Raw genomic sequence first — 21895 nt, 5'->3', positions numbered from 1 at the left:
GTAAAAACGTAAAGAAAGGAGTCTGTCGTGGAGCTGTCAGCGCGGAGAATTAAATCCTCGAATGGTGAGCGATTTATCGTTCTAGTCGATGAGGGAGGGATGCCTCTGTGTTATCGCTTATGCAGAGTTGGCCCATCTGTCGACTTGGCGTTGCCCCATAAGTATTCAGCCCAAAGTTAGACCTGCTAACGCTTTACGAAGTAGAAGCTTGGGTCAGCGAAATTTCGCCAGCAGGGTCAATTCTGCATCAGCGGCAACAGAGTGTCGGCGCTGATTGAAAGCTAACCCGCCCGTTAGGCCAAGGCAATTTGAAGGACACTCCTGCATGCACAACAAAATATCCCTCGGATTGGCCTGCACCCCCGAGAAATAGGTACGAGGCTGAGGGGTGGGCCATTAATGAGCGTGTAGGACTTAAATCGCAACAGGGCGTACAGAGCGAATTAATTTTAAGACGCAGAAAGTTGTTGCCACTGCTCGATATATGTCATATCCGCCTCTATTGATGACAGCAAAGCTTCGCAGATTTTTTTACTTTCAACAAAGTTATCTATAGTTTCTGATTTTGCGAGTGCCATAAATTGCACATCATCTAATTTTCGGTTGACCATAGTAAGTTTTTTTCTAGAAGCTCTTTTTCTGAAAGCAGCGCTGCGCATAAAGCATCAGGAAATAACTGACGCTCTAGCTTGGTGATTGCTGTAAAAATATTTTTAACTTCAGGGCTTGTTTTGGAGTGAACAAAGTTTAGTCCAGTTTCATCAACTGCATGGTGCTCCTGGTTTTGACCCTTCCAGTTGATAAGATATAGATTGTAGCTCTACAGTGGTCTAGAAGGCTTTATCTTCTGTTTTGCGAGGTTCGCAAGATGGAGCTGAAGCAAGCCTTTAGTCTTGCATTAAAGCGGTTGAGGACTAGGAGGGGGCTTACTCAAGAGGATTTCTCATTTGTCAGCAGTCGTACTGATCTCAGCACGACGGAACGAGGGCTGCATGCGGTCGGGCAATACCTGCCGCCATGACGTTGGCCATGGCGGCAGTGCCCGCAGATTTGACGAAGCCCGAATGAGCTTGCGTCAGATGTGTACGCAGCCAACTTCAGGCCGCGACCGAGCCCGGATCATTTCCAGCGATTTATATCCCATGCCTTGCGGTCGATATCGAGGTCGGGGAATTTCGCCGGATCGAAGAGCGGCCTTTCCACGCCCGCTTTCAACTGCGCACGGAAGTCGTTGATCACCCGTATTGCCGTAGGGAAAAGCATCAGAATCGCAATAAGGTTCACGAGTGCCAGAATACCCATCATTGGGTCTGAGAAGAAGAACACCGCGGTCGCGTTTGGAGCGGCCGCGCCGAGGAAAATCAAGCCCAGGATCAGCACGCGCAGCACCAGCAGGGCTGGTTTGGACTTGGTGATTGCCGCCAGTGCGTTCTCACCCAGATAAACGTTGTAGATGATAGACGAAAAGGCGAAGAGCAGGATCGCCAGTGTCAGCGCGTAGCGCGACCATTCGCCAAAATGGCTGGCCAGCGACTGCTGTGTCAGCACGATACCGTCGATACCTGTTGCACCGGCCACATAGACATCACCCAGCAGAATGATGAACGCGGTGCAAGAGCAGATCACGATCGTGTCGATGAAGACCGAGAACGATTGGGTGATGCCCTGGCTGACCGGGTGGTGTACCAGTGCGGTCGCTGCGACGTTCGGTGCCGAACCGAGCCCAGCCTCGTTTGAGAACAGCCCGCGCCGCAAGCCTTGCGCAATTGCGGCTCCCATACCACCGGCGATGGCTTCTTCGTAGCCGAAGGCGCTCGAGACGATGTGTACGAAGAGCGCCGGAATCTCACCGAGGTTCATCGCGATGACGATCAGGGCAAGGGCCAGGTAACCCAGCGCCATGACCGGCACCACGACATCGGCCGCCTTGGCGATACGCTTGATGCCACCAAAGATCACAAATCCCGTGACGATGACCAGTAGCGCTCCGGTCACGTAGCGGCTGATCCCGAACGAATCCTGCACCGCGCCCGCAACAGTGTTGCCTTGGAACGCGTTGAAGCCAAGGCCGAAGGCCGACAGCAAGCAGACCGCATAGACGATCGCCAGCCAGTTGTAGTTCGACCCGAGGCCACGCCGGATATAGTCGGCTGGGCCGCCACGGAAGGAGTGTTCACCGTCGGTGCTCTTATAAACCTGAGCAAGCGTGCATTCAACGAGACTCGTCGCCATGCCAACCAGCGCGATGCACCACATCCAGAAAACCGCGCCAGGCCCACCGAGCGTAATGGCTACCGCTACGCCGGCAATGTTCCCGCCGCCGACGCGACCGCCCACGGACACGAGGAGCGCCTGTCGCGCGCTGAGGTTGTTGGGGTCGCTGTTCTGGTTCTTTCCTGAGAGCACGCGGAACATCCGGCCGAAGAACTCGAACTGGACGAAACCCGACATAATTGTGATGAACACGCCAAAGACGACGAGGATGGGAATAAGCGACCACCCCCACGTGAGGCTGTCGACATACCCAAACAGCGTTTGCAGGAATTCCATCTGTATCTCCTATTTCTTATTATCGGCGGTGCCTCTCTCTTGAGAGCGCCGCGATCAGTATCTGCCTGGTTTGACGTCCGATTTATCGGCTTCGCACGTTTCGGTGCCGCCGACCGTTCCCGATCCGAACACCCGCAGTACGGCACCGTCGAGTTGTTCGAGGGCAGCACCGGCCCTTATCGCTGGCAGTGGCCGGGCCCTGGCGGGGGCAACTGTACTACAGAGCGGTAGTTTCGGCGCCCTGAGAGTGATGCTTAATCAGCCTCAGGGGCTGTTCTGTGCATGCCAACCGCGACCATGTGTCTTGCACATGGATTGTTGGATAGCGACAGCCCCCGAGATTCCGAGGCATCTCCTGCCCAATAGCACTGGCTGCTGGGAGCACGAGACAAGTATCTCATTTCACCTTTCCCCCTTTCTCTCGACAGCGGTGAGATTACCGATCCTTGGGCGCTGCCACGGTGCGTAAGCTTGGCTTCGTTGGTGCGTCGAGGTTTTCCGTCAATAAGTTCGATAACGGCTACCTCAAGCCATTGCTTGATCAGCCGCAATACCCCACCAGCCATGAATGTTAGCTGCTGTGCATAGAGTTGCGTAACGAGTCTACTCCGCCAATAGTTTGAAAAAGGCCCCAAGCGCACTCTGCCCTTGGGGCTTTTTATTTCTGAGCGCAGGCCAGGTTCGTGGCTCGAGGACACCGCGCGATCCAGGTCTTGCTCACAAATCCAGATCCAATAGCACCTGCATCGTCTCGCCAACCGACTGGCTCAACCACGTGGCCTTGTCCTTTGCTCGCATCGGCCGGGATCTGAAGACCGAGGGCAAGGCCTTGAGTGGTATTGGCGTTTCCTATTACGCACAAGGACGGCCATGGAGGCCATCGAATGCAGCACCCTTCATGTGCGGTTGACCGACGTGGCGGGGCAGTGGCTGCGTAGCGCAGCAGATGGGATTCGTGGCGACGAGCTTCCGGGCACACCCTTGATGCTTGAGGCAAAACCGCACTTCGTCGACGAAGCGCGGTTTTTTTTGCGTTTCTTTAGAGGTGCCGTGTAGTTAGCGATTGGCCGCCAGGAATTGCTCGGTGCTCACCACACTCGCGTAGGCAAAACCCAGCGCGGCCATGAACGCCGCATGCACCTGGGCTGCCGGCACGACGACGCCGTTGAATTCCAGGTCGAGGGTGGCGCAGGCATCATGGATCACCGTGACGCCGTAGCCCAGGTCCGCTGCCGCCCGCACCACGCCGTGAACGCACATGTGGCTCATGCTGCCGACCACCACCAGTTGTTCGATGCCGTGCTGGTCGAGGATGGCTTGCAGTTCGGTTTCGCGAAACGAATTGACGAAGTGCTTGAGGACCACTGGTTCATCGGCGCGGTTGAGCACCTTGGGGTGCAACTGTGCGCCTTCGGAGCCAGGGGTGAAGAATGGCGCGTCGTCGGAGGTGAATTCGTGGCGGACATGCACCACGCTGTCGTCAGCCTGGCGAAAGGCTTCGATCAAGCGAGCGGCGTTATCGGCAGCGGCTTGGGCGCCGACCAACGGCCATTTGCCTTGGGGGAAGTAGTCGTTCTGGATATCGACTACGATGAGCGCTTGTTTGGACATGGGGGCTTCCTTGATCAGATTGGGTGTGAAGCCAGTATTGGCTTTTGCCGCCGCTTCGAGGATTGGCCGCAACGACAATAAGCGAGGGAAAACTGACAATGACGCAGCAAAGGGCAGTCGCCGAGCTTGGGGTGCTCATCTACCCCGGCGCGCAACTGGCGGCGGTGCATGGCTTGACCGATCTGTTTGCCGTGGCGCAGCGGATCGCGGCCGAGCATGCCAGCGTGCAGTTGCCAACGCTGCGGGTGAGTCACTGGCGGGCGGAGGAGGGCGAGGCTCCGCTGCGGGTGTTCGACAGCGAAACCGGCCCGGCGGGCAAGCTGGTGGCGTTGTTGATTCCACCGTCCCTTGCCGGTTTCAGTGCAGGCTTGGTCTCCCAGGCGCTGATGGATTGGCTGCGGGCGCAGCATGCCGACGGCACAGTGCTGGGCGGGGTTTGCGTGGGCTCGATCCTGCTGGCCGAAAGCGGCCTGCTCGACGGGCGCAGCGCCACCACCCACTGGACCTCGGCCAAGACCTTTGCCGCGCGTTACCCGAAGATCAAGCTCAACGCCGACAAACCCATCGTCGACGACGGTGACCTGATCACCACCGCCGGGCTGATGGCCTGGTCGGAACTGGGGCTGCGCCTGGTGGACCGCCTGCTCGGCCCCAGCATCGCCACGCGCACGGCGCAATTTCTGGTGATCGAGCACAGCGACAGCGCGAGCCAGTGCGGCAGTAACTTTGCGCCCATCCTCGGCCATGGCGACCCGGCGATTCTCAAGGTCCAGCATTGGTTGCAAAGCAGCGGCGCGGTGGAGGTTTCCCTCGGTGCGATGGCCGAACGCGCCGGTCTGGAAGAACGTACTTTCCTGCGCAGGTTTCGCGCCGCCACCGGGCTCAAGCCCACCGAATACTGCCAGCACCTGCGGGTTGGCAAGGCCCGGGAAATGCTGGAATTCACCAATGGCACCATCGACCACATTGCCTGGACCGTCGGTTACCAGGACCCGAGCGCCTTTCGCGCGACGTTCAAGAAAATCACCGGGTTGGTGCCGAGTGATTACCGGGCGCGGTTTGGGGTGAGCCCGCCGAGTACTCCCAAGGGTTGACTGACCCGCTTGCCCCGCTGGGCTGCGCTTGTAGGAGCTGTGTGGAGCTGTGTAGGAGCTGTCGAGTGCAACGAGGCTGCGACCTTTCCACAACCAATTGAATCCAGAGCGAAAGATCAACATCAAAAGATCGCAGGCTCCTACACCTAGCGGGGACTCCCTCGCCACAGGATGGGGTTGCGTCTGCTGCTGGCCATCGTGCAATTTGCGGGACGTCAATTGTGTGTCGTGCAGAATGAAACAGGCCCGGTGCTATCAACTGCGCGCAATACACCCGCGTGGCCACCCCATCCTTGCGATGACACCGTTGGCCTGATCTCTGCAGCTTCCCTTGTCTAAAGCCATCGAGCGCAGGAAAAAGGGCAACGCATGACACCAGTCAATCGCAACAAGCGGGTAGTGGCCTATTCGGTCAATCCACAAGCGCCGCGCCATGAGGTCGAGACCAATCGCGCGCTGGCCCAGTGGCTGGCACAGATCCTGGGATGGGAGTACGGCGACAGTCATGACTCCCAGCGGCATGCCGGTCATGATCTCTATCTGTTGCCCACGCAAACCCTGATCGGCGCCGAAGCCGCGATGCGCCTGGGAGTCCAGGGGCCGGAGGATGTGTGGGGTGGGTATGTCGAGCATGATTTTATCTGCACCAAGGCGATTACCCATGGTCTGTTGAATAAGGACGCCGTGGCGCCCAAAGGCTGGTCGCCCCTGTTTGCCAAGCACACACGAGGCGCGGTGCTCGATGGCGTGACGGTCTTTTCGCTCAAGGATGCGCGCCCCGCCGCCGAGCACTTGTTGTACACCGGGCCGATTCGCCTCAAGCCGATCCATGCCTGTGCCGGGCGTGGCCAGCGGCTGATCAAGAGCCTGGCGCAGTTCGATGAAATTGTCGCCGGGCCTGACGCCCAGGCGCTGTTTCACGATGGGGTGGTGCTGGAACAGCACCTCAACGAGGTCAAGACCCAGAGCGTCGGCCAGAGCTTCATCAACGGCAAGGTCTTGAGCTATTGCGGCGTGCAACACCTGACCCACGACAGCGAAGGGGTGGAGGTGTACGGCGGGTCGGACCTGCTGGTGGTGCAGGGCGGCTATATTGAGTTGCTCAGGCTCGAACTGCCCGACGATGTGCGTGAGGCGGTGCGGCTGGCGCAAGTGTTCGATGATGCCGCGAACCAGGCCTACCCGAGTTTTTTTGCGTCGCGGCGCAATTACGACATTGCCCAGGGCCTGGATGCCGCCGGCCAGCCGCGTGGCGGCGTGTTGGAACAGTCGTGGCGCATGGGCGGCGCCAGCAGCGCTGAACTGGCGGCGTTGCAGGTGTTCGTCGAAGCGCCCGCAACCAGCGCGGTACGGGTGTCCTCGGTGGAGACCTACACCGAACAACCGCTGCCGCCCGGCGCGAGGGAGGTCTATCGCGGCGCGGCGCACAACGGCGACTTCCTTCTCAAATACGTAACGGTTCAATCCTATGACGGCTAGCAGTGAAACCATTCAGATCGAGATTGACGATGAACGCATGAACGGGACGTTCCTGAGTCCCAAGTCGAAGGTCCCTGGCGTGTTGTTCGTGCACGGTTGGGGTGGCAGTCAGGAGCGCGACCTGGAACGGGCCAAAGGCATCGCCGGCCTGGGTTGCGTGTGCCTGACCTTCGACTTGCGTGGACACACCGGCGGGGCGGGGATTCCGTTGGCGCGGGTCACCCGCGAGGACAATCTGCGGGACCTGTTGGCGGCATACGACCGACTGCTCGCGCACCCAGCCTTGGATACCTCGGCGATTGCCGTGGTGGGCACCAGTTATGGCGGCTACCTGGCTTCGATCCTGACGTCGCTGCGCCCGGTACGTTGGCTGGCCCTGCGGGTGCCGGCGCTGTACCGCGACGAGCAATGGCACACGCCCAAGCGCGATCTGGACAAGACCGACCTGCTGGATTACCGCGGCACCCTGGTGCATGCCAGCACCAATCGCGCCTTGCAGGCATGTTCGCAGTTCACCGGCGATGTGTTGCTGGTGGAGTCCGAGACCGATGCCTACGTCCCTCATGCCACCATCATGAGCTACCGGGCGGCGTGCCAGCAGACCCACTCACTGACTCACCGGATCATCGACGGCGCCGACCATGCCTTGAGCGACCCCGTGTCACAGCAGGCCTACACCTCGATCCTGGTGGGCTGGATCACGGAAATGGTGGTGGGAGAGCGGTTGAGCATTATTCAGGAGCGGTAGATGGCGGGCCTCATCGCGAGCAGGCTCGCGATAAGCCGCTACGGGCAACCCATCACTTGAGCCTAGGCTTGACCCGCAACGCCTTGGCCTTCGCCTCGATCACCAGGTACATCACCACGGTAATCAGCAACGGCAGGATGAAGTAGATCGCCCGGTAGGCGATCAGACCCGCCAGCAGGCTGCCCCGCGACACTTCATGTTGCAGCAGCGCAACGAACACCGCCTCCAGCACCCCAAGCCCTGCCGGAATGTGGGTGATCACCCCGGCAATGCTGCTGATCAGCAACACCCCGAGCACCATCGGATAATCCAGTTTGCCGGGCAGCAACGTGAAGATCACCGCCGCCATCAACGACCAGTTCAGCGCGCCCAGCGCCAGTTGCAGCACCGCCATGCGCAGCGAAGGCAGGTTGATTTCCATGCCGCGAATCGTCCACGCCCGGCGCTTGGAAAACCGGCAGGCCACCAGGTAACCGGCGCTCACCAGCAACAACAGCGCGCCGACGCCTTGCAGCGCATCGCTGCTGAGTTTCCAACCCGGCGGCATGGTCACCAGGGCGCTGCTGAACACCACCCCGGCCAGGGTCATGTAGCCGAACCAGTTGGTGGCCAGGCTCAGGCCGAGAATCTTGGCAATATTCCCGGTGCTGACCCCCAGCCGTGAATACAGCCGATAGCGCATGGCGATGCCACCGACCCAGGCGCTGAGGTTGAGGTTGAACGCGTAACTGATCACCCCCACCGGCAAGATCTGCCGCCAACCCAATTTCTGGCGGATGTAGGTGCGGCCGATCAAGTCGAAGCAGGCATAGGTGATGAAGCTGGTGACGGTCAGCGCGGCGGCGATGACCAAGGTGCGCACCTTGAAAGCGGCCAGGGTGGCGAACACTTCGGCCCAATCGATGCGTCGGGCCAAGGCGGTAAACAGCACGATCAACAGCAGGAAAAACGCCAGGCTCAGCGGTCTTTTCCAGCGGCTCCAGCGGGATTTGGGCTTGGACTGTTCCGGCCCATGGGCAGCTCTCGGCGCGGTGTGCGCTTCAGAAGGGGTCATGGGGGGCGCTCCGGACCGCCGACGGCGGCGAAAAGGGTTTCAGACGCGGTTTATGGGCCGGTAGCAAGCCGGCCCAGGCCGGGAAATGGCGCAAAAAGTGGAACACCATGAAACCGATGGTCATGCGCCACAACAGGCCGCGGGGGGCGCGGTCCTCGGGCATGGCGGCGCAATGGTAGCGGCTCAGGTAGTCGAGGCGCTCGAACAGCTCGCGGTTGAACGCCCGGTCGCGGATCAGCACATTGGCTTCCAGGTTCAGGGACAAGCTCAGCGGGTCGAGGTTGCTCGAACCCACGGTGCTCCAGTCCTCATCCACCAGGGCGACCTTGCCGTGCAGGGGGCGCTCGCAATATTCGTAGATCACCACGCCGGCCTTGAGCAGGTAGCTGTAGAGCATGCGGGCGGCGAGCTTGGCGATCATCATGTCCGGCTGGCCCTGCAGGATCAGTCGTACTTCCACGCCACGGCGCGCGGCATTGCGGATCTCGCGCAGCAACCGGTAGCCAGGGAAGAAATAGGCGTTGGCGATCACCACCCGCCGTTGGGCCCTGCGCAGTACTTGCAGGTAGACCTCTTCGATGTCGGTTTGATGTTCGTGGTTATCCCGGTAAACCAGGCGCACCTGGCCGTCGTGGTCGCTGAACGCCAGCTCGTTGCGACGGCTGCGGCGGCGTTGCCACCAGTATTTGGCCCGGGCCGGTCGGCCGCTTTGCAACAGCGCGAAGTGATGGATATCCACCACCGCCGGGCCTTTGACCTCCACGCAATAGTCCTGCTTGGCCTCGGGGCCGAAATCGCCCAGGTGATCGGCGGAAAAATTGATCCCGCCGATAAACGCAATCACCCCGTCCACCACCACGATTTTGCGGTGCAGGCGGCGGAACCAGTTGGTGCGGATCCCCAGGTGCCGAGGCGCCGGGTCGAATATCTGCAAGCGCACCCCGGCGTCGCTCAACGAGGCCAGGAAAGCGGTGGTCAGCTCACCGCAGCCGAAGCCATCGAGGCTGACGGTGATGCGCACGCCACGCTCGGCGGCTTCGACCAACAGATCCCGCAGTTCATAGCCAACCTTGTCCTCGAACAGGATGAAGGTCTCCAGGAGGATTTCAGTTTCGGCCCGACGAATGGCCTCGAAGACTCTGGGGAAATACTCCTCGCCGTTTTCCAGCAGCTTGACGCGATTGTTGCCGTGCCAGCCGTATTCGATATCCGTCAGCGCCGGGTTGCGCTCGGAGGGTGGCGACTCGACCTGCTCAACCGTCGCCTTGTTCATCGTCGCGCTCATAATTGGATCTCCACCGACAGCGGTGCGTGGTCGGACAGGTGTGACCAAGGGCGTACATTCAATACTTTGGCATGACGGGCCTTGAGGTTGCGCACGTAGATGCGGTCCAGACGCAGGACCGGCAGTCGCGCCGGAAAGCTGCGGGCCGGTTTGCCCCACTGTTCGGCGAACACTTCGCGCAGGCCACTGGGTTCGAGCAGTTCACTGGCCTTGCCGCGCCAGTCGTTGAAGTCGCCAGCGACGATCACTGGCGCGTCGGGCGGCAGTTCGCTCAAGCGCTGGCAAAGCAGCTTGAGTTGCGCGACACGATGACCTTCGCGCAGCCCCAAATGCACGCAAATGGCATGCACTTGCGGTCCATCGCCCGGTAGGCGCAGCACGCTGTGGAGCATGCCGCGGTTTTCGTGGCCGCTGATGGACACGTCCAGATTGTCGTGGCGGATGATCTGGAATTTCGACAACAGCGCGTTGCCGTGGTCGCCCGCCGGGTACACCGCGTTGCGCCCGTAGGCGAACTGCGGCCAGAGGCTGTCGGCGAGGAACTCGTATTGCGGCATGCTCGGCCAGTTGCTGTAGCGCTGGGGGTGGTGTTCGTGGGTGCCGTGGACTTCCTGCAAGAACACCACGTCGGCGGACACGCTGCGCACCGCTTCGCGCAGTTCCGGCAGGATGAAGCGCCGGTTCAGGGCGGTGAAGCCCTTATGGGTGTTGACCGTCAGCACGGTGAAGTGGCTGACCTGGTCGAAATCCTGGGGCTGTGGCTGGGTCGGCTCGTGGGTCGCTTCGCCGGTTTCCGGGCGGTTCATGGCAATACCCCTTCGGCCGGGCGCTCGCCGGGTGCGGTGGCGAGGTCCTTGTCCAGATGGAAGTGTTCCAGCAAGTGGCGCGCGTCATAGGGCGCGCGGACTTTGATGTCGTTGTCGAAATAGCAGAACACTTCCCGGCTTTTGCGGGCCCGAGGTTTCTTGTCGGGGTCGATCAGGTGGGCGTCGGCGGGTTGCTTGCCGTGGCTCCAGGCCTCGATCCGGCTGCCCCAGCGCTTCAACGCTTCGTCGGTATAGCCGCTGGCGTACAGCTGCTCGGCACCGTGCAGGCGCAGGTAGACGAAATCGCTGGTGACGTCTTCGCGGTAGGGCCACTTACCGGCCGTGTCGGCGATCACCAAGGCCACGTCGTAGCGCTTGAGCAACGTGACGAAGTGCGGGTCGATAAAACTGTCATGGCGGATTTCTACGGCGTGGCGCAGTGGGCGCTTTTTGTCAGTCATGATGCTGGCGTGGCCGTCCAGGCGCGGCTCGTGCTCGTGGGCCAAGGCGGCGGCGCCTTCGGTGTCGTGGGGCAGCTGCTTGAGGAAGACCTCGAACAGTTCCGAGTCGAATTCGAAACTGGGCGGAAACTGCCAGAGGATTGCCCCCAGTTTTTCCTTGAGTTCCAGCACGCCGGAGGCAAAGAAGTTGGCCAACGGCTTGCGGATGTCCCGCAGGCGCTTGATGTGGGTGATGAAACGCGGGGCCTTGACGCTGAACACGAAGCCGGGCGGTGTCTCGGCATACCACTGGGCATACCGTTCGGGGCGTTGCAGGGCGTAGAACGATCCATTGATTTCGATGCTGTTGACCGCTCGCGAGGCGAATTGCAATTCCCGTTTCTGAGTCAGCCCCTTGGGGTAGAAATCCCCCCGCCAAGGTGTGTAGCGCCAGCCGGAAATACCAATGTGGATCGCCGTCATGTATCCCTCCCGTGCCAATGACCTCGTACTGCCTGTGTCTTGTGATGACTGTTGCGCGGTCCGGAAAGTTTCGATGGGGTGCCCAGCGGTGGGGGGGCGTGCCCGTTGTGTGGGAGCAAGGCTTGCCCGCGAACAGGCGCCTCGATGCCTGAAAGACTGCGGTGCCGCTATCGCGAGCGAGCCTTACGCCCACCTGAATTCCCTCGCCAGCCGGGTGGTGTTGCCCAAGCGGTTGATCAAGGAACCGAAGGAGGGGAACGAAGCATCTGGTGAGCTACTGGCCGCAATTTTTATGGATGACCTTATTGCGCACTTCAGTCATCGCTTGATCATCCAACGCCACCCAAAGATGCTGCTTGCCAGCAATCTGCGCCGCCACCGGCAAACCATCGCGATACACCAGTCGATTAGTCGCCAATGCCGGCACTTTCGGCCCCGGCAGCAAGGTGCCGGCCAAGTTCAGCGGGTCGACGCCGCACACCGCCACCAGGCTGCCGTCGGAGGGGCGCCGACGGGTCTCGCGCAGCAGTGGGATGGCTTCGGGCAGGGCGAATTGTTCGCCCGCCAGCCCACTGACAAAACGCCCGCCACGAATCTCGCCCCGCGCCTCCAGGCGATGAAAGGTGCGCAGCAGCTCGCGCCAGCTCGGCAACCAATCCGCCTCCCGCTCCAGCAAGCGCCAGAACACCACGCCGTAACGGCGCAGCAGGGTCATGGCGATGTGTTCCAGGGTTTGCGGCGCGGTGGGCGCGGGGCGGTTGCCCTCCACGGGCACCGCTTGACTGCGGCGCAACAAGGCCCAGCGGCCGGCGTCGTCCATGCCACCGACAAACGCTCCACGCCCGCGCCGACTGCTGCGGGCCTGGCGTTTGCTGGCCGGGGTGATCAGCGCGCGCAAGCCGGCGAAACTGTCGGCATTCACCCACCCGGCGCCCACCAGTTCCTGCAAGGCGATTTCCAGTTCGCTGCGCAGCAGGTGGGCTTCGTGGACCAGTTCATCGAAAAACAGTGCGCCGTGTTCGCTGAGGGCCTGATGGACTTTTTGCGCCTTGGGCGACAACTCATCAAGGGCCGTTTGCCCGGCCAGGCTGCTCCACAATGTCACCTGGCTGCGCGGCAGCAACACCACCGGCGTGCTGCGCAGGGCGCTGGCGGAAGGCTTCTGGCGCGTGCTCAGGCGCGTCCATACCCACTTGCCATTGCGGCACAACTCATCGAGCCAACGGGGCGAATAGTCCTTGACCCGCGCCGGCAGCAGGTCGCTGTCCCAGGCAGAGGCAGCGGCCGGGAAGCCTTCGAACTGGCCCAGGATCGATGGCAACACGGCATTGCCCCGGCCTTGGGTCGACGATGACAGGTGCTGCCAGTCGAACAGAAACCGCATGAAATCCTGCAACGTCACGGGTTCGATTTCCCGGCGCAGGCGCTTGACCGTGTAGCGATGGATCCGCGCCAGCAAATGCCGCTCGCACCATTCCTCTTGCCTGGTGCCCGGCGTGAACCGTCCGCGCAGCACATAGCCTTGTTGTTCAAGCTGCGCCAGGGCCTGGGTGACCTGCGGGGTCGACAGCCCCAGCGGGTAGGCGATGGCCTTCAACGGTAACGGACCAAAGGCACTGAGTCGGGCGCGGAGCACTTCCACCAACGCTTCGTCACCGCCCCAGGCTTCATCGAAACCTGCCAGGGCGGTCAGCGCCGGTTGCCAGCGGGCTTGTGGATAAAGGGCTTGCAGGCAGGTCAGGCGCTCCAGCGGCACCCACAGACCACGCTCGGCAGTGATCTGCAGGTGGCTGGCGCGACCACTCGCGGCCAATGCCTGCAGCCAATCCAGCCACGGCGCGTGGGTGTCGGCTTCACTGTCGGCGATGCAGGCCAGGCTCATCAAGGCTTCATGCATCTCATCGAGATTGGCCGGTGTCGGCCAGGCCTCACAGCGGACCGACTGGATGGCGTCGGCGTCCAGTGCGCCCAGGTCGTCGGTGGCCTGTGGATCGCTCCAGCGCCGGTTGATCACGGCCTGGGTCCGCCGTTCTTCCAGCGGCGCATCGTCGAGAAAGGTGTAGGGGCGGGCGCTGAGAATTTCGGCCGCCAGCGGTGAGGGTGCTGGCAGGTCGCGGCTGATCAGGCGAACCTTGCCCGCTTCCATGCGCCGCAACAGCGTCAGCCAGCCTTCGCTGTCCATGGCTTCGTGCAGGCAATCGTCGAGGGTCTGTTCCACCAAAGGGTGGTCGGGGATCTCACGCTCGCCGGCCAGGTTTTCCAGGCAGGCGATCTGGTCCGGAAACACGCTGGCAATCAGGTCCTCGCTTTTCATCCGCTGGATCTGCGGCGCGACTTTGCGTCCGCCGACGTAGCGCGGCAAGGCCAGGGCCACGCCAGCGTTCCAGCGCCAGCGCACGCCGAACAGCGGTGCATCCAGCACCGCCTGGACCAGGATCTGTTCGGCGCTGTGGCTGTTGAGGTAGCGCCAGACCTCGTCCAGTTCGAAGCTGTGACTGGTGGACAGTGAGAGCACGATGGCGTCTTCACTGGCGGCGGCCTGCAATTCGAAGTTGAAAGTGCGGCAGAAACGCTTGCGCAAGGCCAGCCCCCAGGCGCGGTTGATACGGCTGCCGAAGGGCGTGTGGATGATCAGTTGCGTGCCGCCGGACTCGTCGAAAAAACGCTCCATCAGCAACGTGTCCTGGGACGGCAGGGCGCCGAAGGCCTGGCGCGCCGGGGCCAGGTAATCCACCAGTTGTTCAGCGCTGGCCAGGTTCAGTTGCAGGGTACCGGTGAGCCAAGCGAGGGCCGATTGCAGGTTGCCCGGCGTGGCGCCGAGCAGTTGATCCAGCTGGGCTTGCAGGCGCGCCACGGCCAGGGACAGTTCGGCGCTGCGCCCAGGCGCTTCACCGAGCCAGAACGGGATGGTCGGCGGCTGCCCCTGGGCATCCTCGACCCGCACGCGGCCGGTCTCGACGCGAATGATGCGATACGACGTATTGCCCAACTGGAACACGTCGCCAGCAATGCTCTCTACCGCGAAGTCTTCGTTGACGCTGCCGATGTTCAGCCCTTGGGGTTCGAGCAGCACGCTGTAGTCGGCATTGTCTGGAATGGTGCCGCCGCTGGTCACCGCCGTGAGCTTGCTGCCCCGACGCCCGCGCAAGGTCCGGGTCACGGCATCGCGGTGCAGGTAGGCGCTGCGCACGCCCAGGCGGCCATTGAGGCCTTCGGCGAGCATCTGCAACAGCGCCTGGTAATGCCCTTCGTCCAGTTCCGCGTAGGGCGCGGCGCGGCGCAAGGTTGCCAGCAGCGCTTGTTCCGACCATTCCTGGCAACTGACTTCGGCGACGATCTGCTGGGCCAGTACATCCAGCGGCGCCTTGGGGATGTGCAGGATGTCGAGTTCGCCACGGCGTACGCAGTCGAGCAGGGCGGCACATTCGATCAAGTCGTCGCGGGTGGTGGCGAACAGGCGTCCCTTGGGCGTGCCACCGACCTGATGGCCGGAACGGCCGACCCGTTGCAGGAATGCCGAGATCGAGCGGGGCGAGGCGATCTGGCACACCAGGTCGACATCGCCAATGTCGATGCCCAGCTCCAGGGACGCGGTGGCGATCAGCACCTGCAGTTCGCCGCGTTTCAGGCGTTGTTCGGCGTCGAGGCGAAACTCTTTCGCCAGGCTGCCGTGGTGAGCGGCCACGGCGTCCTTGCCCAGGCGCTCGCTCAGATGACGGCTCAGGCGTTCGGCCAGGCGCCGCGTATTGACGAACACCAGGGTGGTGCGATGTTTCCGGGCCAGCTCGGCGAGGCGGTTGTAGACCTGTTCCCACACGTCATTGGCCATCACCGCCGACAGCGGCACTGGCGGCACCTCGATGTCCAGGTCCCGGGGGCGGGCGTGGCCGATGTCGACGATTTCACAGGCGCGTCCTTCGCCGACGAGAAAACGTGACACCGCTTCGATGGGCTTTTGCGTGGCGGACAGGCCGATGCGCATCAGCGGTTCGGCGCACAGGGCTTGCAGGCGCTCCAGGCTCAAGGCCAGGTGGCTACCGCGCTTGCTGGCGGCGATGGCGTGGATTTCGTCGACGATGACCGTGCGGGTGCTGGCGAGCATCTGTCGGCCGGAGTCGGAGCCGAGCAGCACGTAGAGCGATTCGGGGGTGGTCACCAGGATGTGCGGCGCGGTCTTGCGCATCGCCGAGCGTTCTTTCTGCGGTGTGTCGCCGGTACGCACGGCGGTGGTGATGTGCAGCGGCGGCAGGTCCATCCGTCGCAGCTGTTCGGTGATGCCGGCCAGCGGATTTTGCAGGTTGATCTGGATATCGTTGCTCAAGGCCTTGAGCGGAGAGACATACACCACCAACGTCTGGTCCGGCAGGCCGCCCTGTTCCAGGCCGCGATGCACCAGGTCATCGAGCACGGCGAGAAAAGCCGTCAGGGTCTTGCCCGAGCCGGTAGGCGCCGCCACCAGGGTCGAGCGACGCTGGCCGATCAACGGCCACGCTTGGGCCTGGGCGGCCGTGACCGCCGGGAATGTCTGGCTGAACCAGGCGCGAACGGCGGGGTGAAAGCCGGCCATGGCGTGGTTGGCTGCAAGGGGCAGATTCATGGGGGCAGTTTAGGCGGGTGGGGTGGGGAAGATGCAAGTACCGTCCGGGACCTCTACTGCCTGTTCGGACCTCTTCGCGAGCAAGCCCGCTCCCACAGGGGAATGCATTCCAAATATGGGAGCGGGCTTGCTCGCGAAGAGGTCCTTGAAGTCGGCCAAAAACCCAGGATCTGCACATTGCGGATGACGGTTGCGCACTAAACCCGCAAAATGCAACGATTCCGGCAACGCCTGTGGGCGTTGTCGACCTCATTTTTGTGCCAATAGACTGGGCCTGCTGACTTTATGCGAATGCGCCTTATGTTACTGGGCGGCGGAAATGCCCTTGGGCAGGCGCTGATTCGCCTCGGTGCAGAAGAAGACATCGGTTTTCTTGCCCCCCGCCCACCCGAAGACGGTTGGGATGCCGCGAGCCTGACGCAACTGCTCGACGACACCCGCCCGGACGCCTTGATCAACCTGGCGTACTACTTCGACTGGTTCCAGGCCGAGGCCGTCAGCGAGCAGCGCCTGGCCAGCCAGGAGCGCGCTGTCGAGCGCCTGGCTGAGCTGTGCCAGCATCACAACATCGTTTTGCTGCAACCCTCGAGCTATCGCGTGTTCGATGGTTCCCGCGCCACGGCCTACAGCGAGAAGGACGAGCCCGTGCCCCTGGGCGTGCGCGGCCAGGCGCTGTGGCGGATCGAGCAAAGCGTGCGCGCCACCTGCCCGCAACACGTGCTGCTGCGGTTTGGCTGGCTGCTGGACGACAGCGGCGATGGCATTCTCGGGCGTTTCCTGGCCCAGGCCGAACAACCCGAAGAGCTGTTGCTGGCTGACGACCGCCGCGGTAACCCGACGCCGGTGGACGATGCCGCGCGCGTGATCATCTCGGTGCTCAAGCAACTCGATTGCGCCGCGCCGCTGTGGGGCACCTATCATTACGCCGGCCACGAGGCGACTACACCGCTGGCGCTGGGCCAGGCGATCCTCACCGAAGCCCGCGCCCTGCATCCGCTGGCCATCGAGTCGCCCACCGCCCAGGCCCATGCCGCACGGCCGGACGCCGCGGAAGAACCGCAGCACGCGGTGCTGGCCTGCAAGAAAATTCTGCACACTTTCGGGATCAAGCCCCGCGCCTGGCGCGCGGCACTCCCGAGCTTACTGGATAGGTTTTATCGCCATGGCTGAAGGCCCTGTTTTAATCACCGGCGGCGCGGGTTTCATTGGTTCGCACCTGACCGACGCCTTGCTCGCCAAGGGACATTCGGTGCGCATCCTCGATGACCTGTCCACCGGCAAACGCAGCAACCTGCCGCTGGACAACCCCGCGCTCGAACTGATCGAAGGCGACGTCGCCGATCCCGCGCTGGTGGCGCGGGCCATGGCCGGTTGTAGCGCCGTGGCGCACCTGGCGGCGGTGGCCTCGGTGCAAGCCTCGGTGGACGACCCTGTGCGCACCCACCAGAGCAATTTCATTGGCACCCTGAATGTCTGCGAAGCCATGCGCCAGAACGGTGTGAAACGGGTGCTGTTCGCCTCCAGCGCAGCGGTCTACGGCAACAACGGCGAAGGCGAGTCCATCGACGAAGAAACCCCCAAGGCTCCGCTTACGCCGTATGCCTCGGACAAGCTGGCCAGCGAGTTCTACTTTGACTTCTATCGTCGCCAGCATGACCTGGAGCCGGTGGTGTTCCGCTTCTTCAACATCTACGGCCCGCGCCAGGATCCGTCCTCGCCGTATTCCGGGGTCATCAGCATCTTCAGCGAACGGGCGCAGAAAGGCCTGCCGATCACCGTGTTTGGCGACGGCGAGCAGACCCGGGATTTTGTCTACGTCGAAGATCTGGTGGATTTGCTGGTGCAGGCCATCGAGAAGCCTGAGGTGGAAGTGGGCGCGGTGAACGTCGGCTGGAACCAGGCCACGACCCTCAAGCAGATGCTCCAGGCCCTGGCCGCCGTGGTGGGCGATCTGCCGCCGATCAGCTACGGCCCGGCGCGCTCCGGCGACATCCGTCATTCGCGGGCCGACAACCATCGGCTGTTGCAGCGCTTCAGTTTTCCACCGCAAACACCGATGAGCGTGGGGCTGGCGCGGTTGTTGGGGCGCTGAGTTCTCAGCAACCATGAACTAAATGTGGGAGCGAGCCTGCTCGCGATAGCGCAGTGTCAGTCAACAATATTGCTGACTGATCCACCGTTATCGCGAGCAGGCTCGCTCCCACCGTTTTTTCTTACCCTCAAGTGTGGGTCAGAACTTGTAGCCCAACCCGACCATGTAGATCCATGGGTCCACATCGACATTCACCTTGGCCCGTGTGCCGCCGGCCACGGCGTTGTTGTCCACATACGCGGTGGTGTCGATGTCGATGTAGCGAATCTGGCCGTTGATCATGACGTTGTCGGTCAACATGTAGTCAGCGCCCACTTGCCATGCCATACCCCAACTGTTGCTCGCGCGGAAATTGCTGAAGCCATTGGCACTGGCTTCGCTGCCAACGTGTTCGTCGTAGATCCAGGTGTAGTTGATGCCCGCGCCGACATAAGGCTGGAACGTCGACTTGGCGTCGAGTGGGTAGTAGACCAGGCTCAGGGTTGGCGGCAGGTGCTTGAGGGTGCCGAGCTTATTGTTGGCCGCGCCCAGGGCGGTGCCTTTGATTTTTACGTCATGCTCGAACGGCGAGGCCGCCAGCAGTTCGATCCCCAGGTTATTGGTGATCATGTAGGCGAAGTTCAAGCCCAGCTGCGTGTCGCTGCTCATGGTCGCCTTGCCGCCCAGGTCGGCGCCGGCCAGAGGGCCACGGTCTACCTTGACGCTGGAGCTGTCGGCTTCCGGGTTGACGGTGATAGCACCGGCGCGAACGATAATATCGCCGGCCGTGTGGGCCTGGGCGAGTGGGGCTGTGAGCGCGAGGGCAACGAGGGAAGCGCTGAGCAAGGACTTGTTCATGAGGGCTCCAGAGGGCATCAAAATTTAATGTCCCATGATACGAAGCCGTCTGGCCCGGTCTTTTGACTCAGCTCAATAAAATCGCTGATGTGAAATTTGAGGGTGCCATCGCGAACAAACTCGCTCCCACATGGGATCGAGTTTCTTCAGAAGAAATACGATCCAACTGTGGGAGCGAGCCTGCTCGCCATAGCGACCTCAAAAACCACACATCACTACCGGACTTACTCCGGCAACTCATACACATAAATCTTCTCGGCCTCCATCTGATACCCGGCATCGGCCAGATCACTGGTGGACGGCTTGACCTGCATCGGCCCTTCGACCCAGTACGGTTGATACAACTCGTCGAGCTTGACCCCAATTTCACTTTTCACATGCACGATCTGGTTGGACGGCGGTGGCGGTACGTGGATGCAGGCGCCGAAATACGGCACCAGCAAAAAGTCCGTGGTGCGACCTTCCTCGCTGACTTCCAACGGCACGATGTAGCCCGGCAAACGAATCTGCTGGCCATCGAGGGCCTTGACCACCGGGGCATTGGGCAGATCCTGCTTGGCGGCTGGACTGGACTCGGCGGCCAGGGCATCGCTCATCTTCGACAAATCGTGCAGCGGGGTCATATTCGGCACTTCCGGCGGCGCGTCCGGCGGGATCATTTCTGACCAGGCCAGGTCCCTCGGCTCGGCCGCACACAGGGGCAGGGCGACCATCATCAACAGGGCAAGCAGGGCGCGGGGCATCTTCAAGGTCCTCATAGACGGATCGACAGGCCGTCGGCCAACGATTGGCGATAGGCGCGCCAGGCCGGCACACTGCCCATCAGCAGGGCGGCGAGCAGGATGCCAGCCAGCAGCATCCATTCATATTCGCTCGGCCAGCTCAGCGGCAGATACAAGCCATAGGCCGACTGCACGTAACCCTGGGCGGCGGCGATGCCGATGTACAGCAAGGCCAGTCCAGCGGTCACCCCGGCCAGCGCCAGGGCGAAGGCTTCGAGCACCAGCAGCGTCGCGATGTGCCACGGCCGCGCGCCCACCGAACGCAGGATCGCCATTTCCCGGCGACGCTCATTGAGACTGGTGAGGATCGCCGTGAGCATGCCGATCAACCCGGTGAGCACCACGAACAACGAAATCACGAACAAGGCTTTTTCCGCCGTGCCCATCAGGCTCCACAATTCCTGCAGCGCCACGCCCGGCAGGATAGCCAGCAACGGCTCACCGCGGAATTCGTTGATCTCGCGTTGCAAGGCAAAGGTGGAAATCTTGCTGTTAAGACCGAGCATGAGCGCGGTGATCGCCTGGGGTGTGAGGTCCATGTTGCGGGCCTGGTCGGCGCTGATGCGGCCATTGCCCTGGGCCGGCACGCCGTTTTTCCAGTCGATGTGGATCGCCTCAATGCCGCCGAGGCTAATGTGCAGCGTGCGGTCCACCGGGGTGCCGGTGCGCTTGAGAATCCCGACCACGGTGAAGGGCTTGTCGTCGTGCTTGACCAGGCTGACCACCGCCACACCGTGGGCCAGCACCAGCTTGTCGCCGAGCTTGTAGTGCAGCGCCTCGGCCACCTCGGCACCCAGCACCACTTCGAACGGATCGGTGGCGAAAGCCCGGCCGGCGGCCAGTTCCAGGTGTTGCTGGCGGCCGTACTGGTAATGCTCGAAGTAGGCCTCGGTGGTGCCCATCACCCGATAGCCACGGTGGGAATCGCCAAGGGACATGGGGATCGCCCACTTCACTTTCGGGTTGCTGGCGAAATGTTCGAAGCTGTCCCAGCGGATGTTGTTGGTGGCGTTGCCGATACGAAACACTGAATACAACAGCAGGTTCACGGAGCCGGAGCGGGCGCCGACGATCAGGTCGGTGCCACTGATGGTGCTGGCGAAACTGGCCCGCGCCTCGGTACGTACCCGCTCCACTGCCAGCAACAAACAAACAGAAAGGGCGATGGCAAACGCGGTGAGGATCGCCGTGAAGCGACGGTTCGCCAGGCTGGCCATGGCTAGACGGAACAAATACATCTCAAACCTCGAGTGGCGTGGCGGCGCGATTGAGATTGGCCAGCGACAGGTTGCGGTCGAACAGCGGCGCCAGGCTCTGGTCGTGGCTGACGAATAACAGGCTCGACCCGGCCTCGCGGCATTCGGCGAACAACAGCCGCAGGAAGTTTTCCCGGGCGTCGTAGTCCAGGGCTGAAGTCGGCTCGTCAGCGATGACCAGTTCCGGTTGGCCGATCAGCGCCCGGGCGGCGGCGACCCGTTGTTGCTGGCCGATGGACAACGAGTCGGCGCGCCGCTCCAGCAGGTTTGGATCGGTCAGCCCCAGGTGGGCCAGCAGCGTGGCGGCGGCTTGATCGACGCTGCCGTGGCGCTGGATGGCCCGTTGCGCACGTAGCTTGGAAAAGTGACAGGGCAGTTCGACGTTTTCGCGTACCGAGAGAAACGGCAGCAGGTTGAACTGCTGGAAGATATAGCCGGTGTGGTCGACGCGAAACCGATCGCGACTGCCGGCGCCCAGTTCGGTGAGTTCCTGGCCGAGCAGGCGGATGCTGCCGCGATCCTGTGTCTGCACACCGCCCAGCAGCCCCAGCAAGGTGGTTTTGCCGCTGCCGCTCGGGCCCTTGAGAAACAGCGTCTCACCGGCCTCCAGGCGAAACGCCGGGATATCCAGCAATGGCGGATGCCCGGGCCAGCTGAAGCCCAGGTTGGACAATTCGATGAGTGCTTGGGTCATGTTTGCCGCTTCAAGTAGTGGAACCTGTGGAACACCAGTGGGAGCTGAGCTTGCTCCCACCAGGCTTGCTCCCACATTGGGTTTTGC

Annotated in this window: 18 protein-coding genes and 1 pseudogene; 7 read left to right on the top strand and 12 right to left on the bottom strand. The window is 62.1% G+C overall.

Going from position 1 to position 21895, the window contains the following annotated elements; genetic code table 11:
- Nucleotides 1–449: 449 nt before the first annotated feature.
- The gene (locus tag AACY31_RS12420; RefSeq protein ID WP_339481485.1) at nucleotides 450–659 is read right to left on the bottom strand and encodes a hypothetical protein; all 210 of its coding nucleotides are present in this window, start codon (nucleotides 657–659) and stop codon (nucleotides 450–452) included.
- A gap of 209 nt (nucleotides 660–868) precedes the next feature.
- On the opposite strand from AACY31_RS12420, the pseudogene AACY31_RS12415 reads away from it, so the two are divergent.
- Nucleotides 869–991, top strand: a pseudogene (locus AACY31_RS12415) (helix-turn-helix domain-containing protein); the annotation flags it as partial.
- Nucleotides 992–1119: 128 nt separating this feature from the next.
- On the opposite strand, the gene AACY31_RS12410 reads toward AACY31_RS12415, so the two are convergent.
- The gene (locus AACY31_RS12410) at nucleotides 1120–2550 is read right to left on the bottom strand and encodes an alanine/glycine:cation symporter family protein (RefSeq protein WP_339481486.1); all 1431 of its coding nucleotides are present in this window, start codon (nucleotides 2548–2550) and stop codon (nucleotides 1120–1122) included.
- A gap of 870 nt (nucleotides 2551–3420) precedes the next feature.
- On the opposite strand from AACY31_RS12410, the gene AACY31_RS12405 reads away from it, so the two are divergent.
- Nucleotides 3421–3606 carry a hypothetical protein gene (locus AACY31_RS12405; RefSeq protein ID WP_339504532.1) on the top strand — a complete coding sequence of 62 codons (186 nt, stop codon included), beginning with the start codon at nucleotides 3421–3423 and terminating at the stop codon, nucleotides 3604–3606.
- Here AACY31_RS12405 and AACY31_RS12400 read toward each other — a convergent pair whose 3' ends face one another.
- Nucleotides 3607–4161: a cysteine hydrolase family protein gene (locus AACY31_RS12400; RefSeq protein WP_339481490.1), complete on the bottom strand. Its 555-nt coding sequence runs from the start codon at nucleotides 4159–4161 to the stop codon at nucleotides 3607–3609.
- Nucleotides 4162–4259: 98 nt separating this feature from the next.
- Between AACY31_RS12400 and AACY31_RS12395 the strand changes: the two genes are divergently transcribed.
- The 3 genes from AACY31_RS12395 to AACY31_RS12385 all read left to right on the top strand — a co-directional run bounded on the left by AACY31_RS12395 (nucleotide 4260) and on the right by AACY31_RS12385 (nucleotide 7482).
- The gene (locus AACY31_RS12395; protein ID WP_339481491.1) at nucleotides 4260–5255 is read left to right on the top strand and encodes a GlxA family transcriptional regulator; all 996 of its coding nucleotides are present in this window, start codon (nucleotides 4260–4262) and stop codon (nucleotides 5253–5255) included.
- Nucleotides 5256–5624: 369 nt separating this feature from the next.
- The gene (locus AACY31_RS12390) at nucleotides 5625–6734 is read left to right on the top strand and encodes a DUF3182 family protein (protein ID WP_339481493.1); all 1110 of its coding nucleotides are present in this window, start codon (nucleotides 5625–5627) and stop codon (nucleotides 6732–6734) included.
- Nucleotides 6724–7482: an alpha/beta hydrolase family protein gene (locus AACY31_RS12385; protein WP_339481495.1), complete on the top strand. Its 759-nt coding sequence runs from the start codon at nucleotides 6724–6726 to the stop codon at nucleotides 7480–7482. The genes AACY31_RS12390 and AACY31_RS12385 overlap by 11 nt, the downstream gene beginning before the upstream one ends.
- Before the next feature lie 52 nt (nucleotides 7483–7534).
- On the opposite strand, the gene AACY31_RS12380 is transcribed toward AACY31_RS12385, so the two are convergent.
- The 5 genes from AACY31_RS12380 to AACY31_RS12360 form a co-directional block, all read right to left on the bottom strand.
- Nucleotides 7535–8536 (bottom strand): lysylphosphatidylglycerol synthase domain-containing protein, encoded by a 1002-nt coding sequence (locus tag AACY31_RS12380; RefSeq protein ID WP_339481497.1) that lies wholly within the window; start codon nucleotides 8534–8536, stop codon nucleotides 7535–7537.
- Nucleotides 8523–9821 (bottom strand): cardiolipin synthase ClsB, encoded by a 1299-nt coding sequence (gene clsB, locus AACY31_RS12375; RefSeq protein ID WP_339481498.1) that lies wholly within the window; start codon nucleotides 9819–9821, stop codon nucleotides 8523–8525. Before clsB ends, AACY31_RS12380 begins: the two co-directional genes overlap by 14 nt.
- Nucleotides 9818–10627, bottom strand: coding sequence for an endonuclease/exonuclease/phosphatase family protein (locus AACY31_RS12370; protein WP_339481499.1), 810 nt, complete (start codon nucleotides 10625–10627; stop codon nucleotides 9818–9820). The genes clsB and AACY31_RS12370 overlap by 4 nt, the downstream gene beginning before the upstream one ends.
- On the bottom strand, nucleotides 10624–11550 hold the full coding sequence (locus tag AACY31_RS12365; RefSeq protein WP_339481500.1) for a DUF72 domain-containing protein: 927 nt from the start codon (nucleotides 11548–11550) through the stop codon (nucleotides 10624–10626). Before AACY31_RS12365 ends, AACY31_RS12370 begins: the two co-directional genes overlap by 4 nt.
- A gap of 274 nt (nucleotides 11551–11824) precedes the next feature.
- Entirely contained in the window at nucleotides 11825–16147 is a 4323-nt protein-coding gene (locus AACY31_RS12360) for a DEAD/DEAH box helicase (protein ID WP_339491717.1), read from the bottom strand.
- Nucleotides 16148–16432: 285 nt separating this feature from the next.
- Between AACY31_RS12360 and AACY31_RS12355 the strand changes: the two genes are divergently transcribed.
- Together AACY31_RS12355 and AACY31_RS12350 are read left to right on the top strand one after the other, a co-directional pair.
- On the top strand, nucleotides 16433–17317 hold the full coding sequence (locus tag AACY31_RS12355) for a sugar nucleotide-binding protein (protein WP_339504530.1): 885 nt from the start codon (nucleotides 16433–16435) through the stop codon (nucleotides 17315–17317).
- Complete coding sequence (locus tag AACY31_RS12350; protein WP_339481505.1) at nucleotides 17310–18239, top strand: NAD-dependent epimerase/dehydratase family protein; 930 nt, start codon at nucleotides 17310–17312, stop codon at nucleotides 18237–18239. Before AACY31_RS12355 ends, AACY31_RS12350 begins: the two co-directional genes overlap by 8 nt.
- A gap of 138 nt (nucleotides 18240–18377) precedes the next feature.
- On the opposite strand, the gene AACY31_RS12345 is transcribed toward AACY31_RS12350, so the two are convergent.
- From AACY31_RS12345 to AACY31_RS12330, 4 genes are all read right to left on the bottom strand, one after another.
- Nucleotides 18378–19076: an OmpW/AlkL family protein gene (locus tag AACY31_RS12345; protein ID WP_339481507.1), complete on the bottom strand. Its 699-nt coding sequence runs from the start codon at nucleotides 19074–19076 to the stop codon at nucleotides 18378–18380.
- Between the two features lie 224 nt (nucleotides 19077–19300).
- Complete coding sequence (locus AACY31_RS12340; RefSeq protein WP_339481509.1) at nucleotides 19301–19819, bottom strand: DUF3299 domain-containing protein; 519 nt, start codon at nucleotides 19817–19819, stop codon at nucleotides 19301–19303.
- An 11-nt stretch (nucleotides 19820–19830) separates the two neighbouring features.
- On the bottom strand, nucleotides 19831–21096 hold the full coding sequence (locus AACY31_RS12335) for an ABC transporter permease (protein ID WP_339491716.1): 1266 nt from the start codon (nucleotides 21094–21096) through the stop codon (nucleotides 19831–19833).
- A gap of 1 nt (nucleotide 21097) precedes the next feature.
- A complete protein-coding gene (locus tag AACY31_RS12330) occupies nucleotides 21098–21808 on the bottom strand; it encodes an ABC transporter ATP-binding protein (protein ID WP_339504529.1) in 711 nt (236 codons plus the stop codon).
- Between the last annotated feature and the right edge of the window lie 87 nt (nucleotides 21809–21895).

This window comes from Pseudomonas sp. RL_105y_Pfl2_101 (genome assembly GCF_963970585.1).
Taxonomy (GTDB): domain Bacteria; phylum Pseudomonadota; class Gammaproteobacteria; order Pseudomonadales; family Pseudomonadaceae; genus Aquipseudomonas.
Note: the sequence above shows the minus strand (reverse complement) of the source record. Positions and strands in the feature narration are given on the sequence as shown.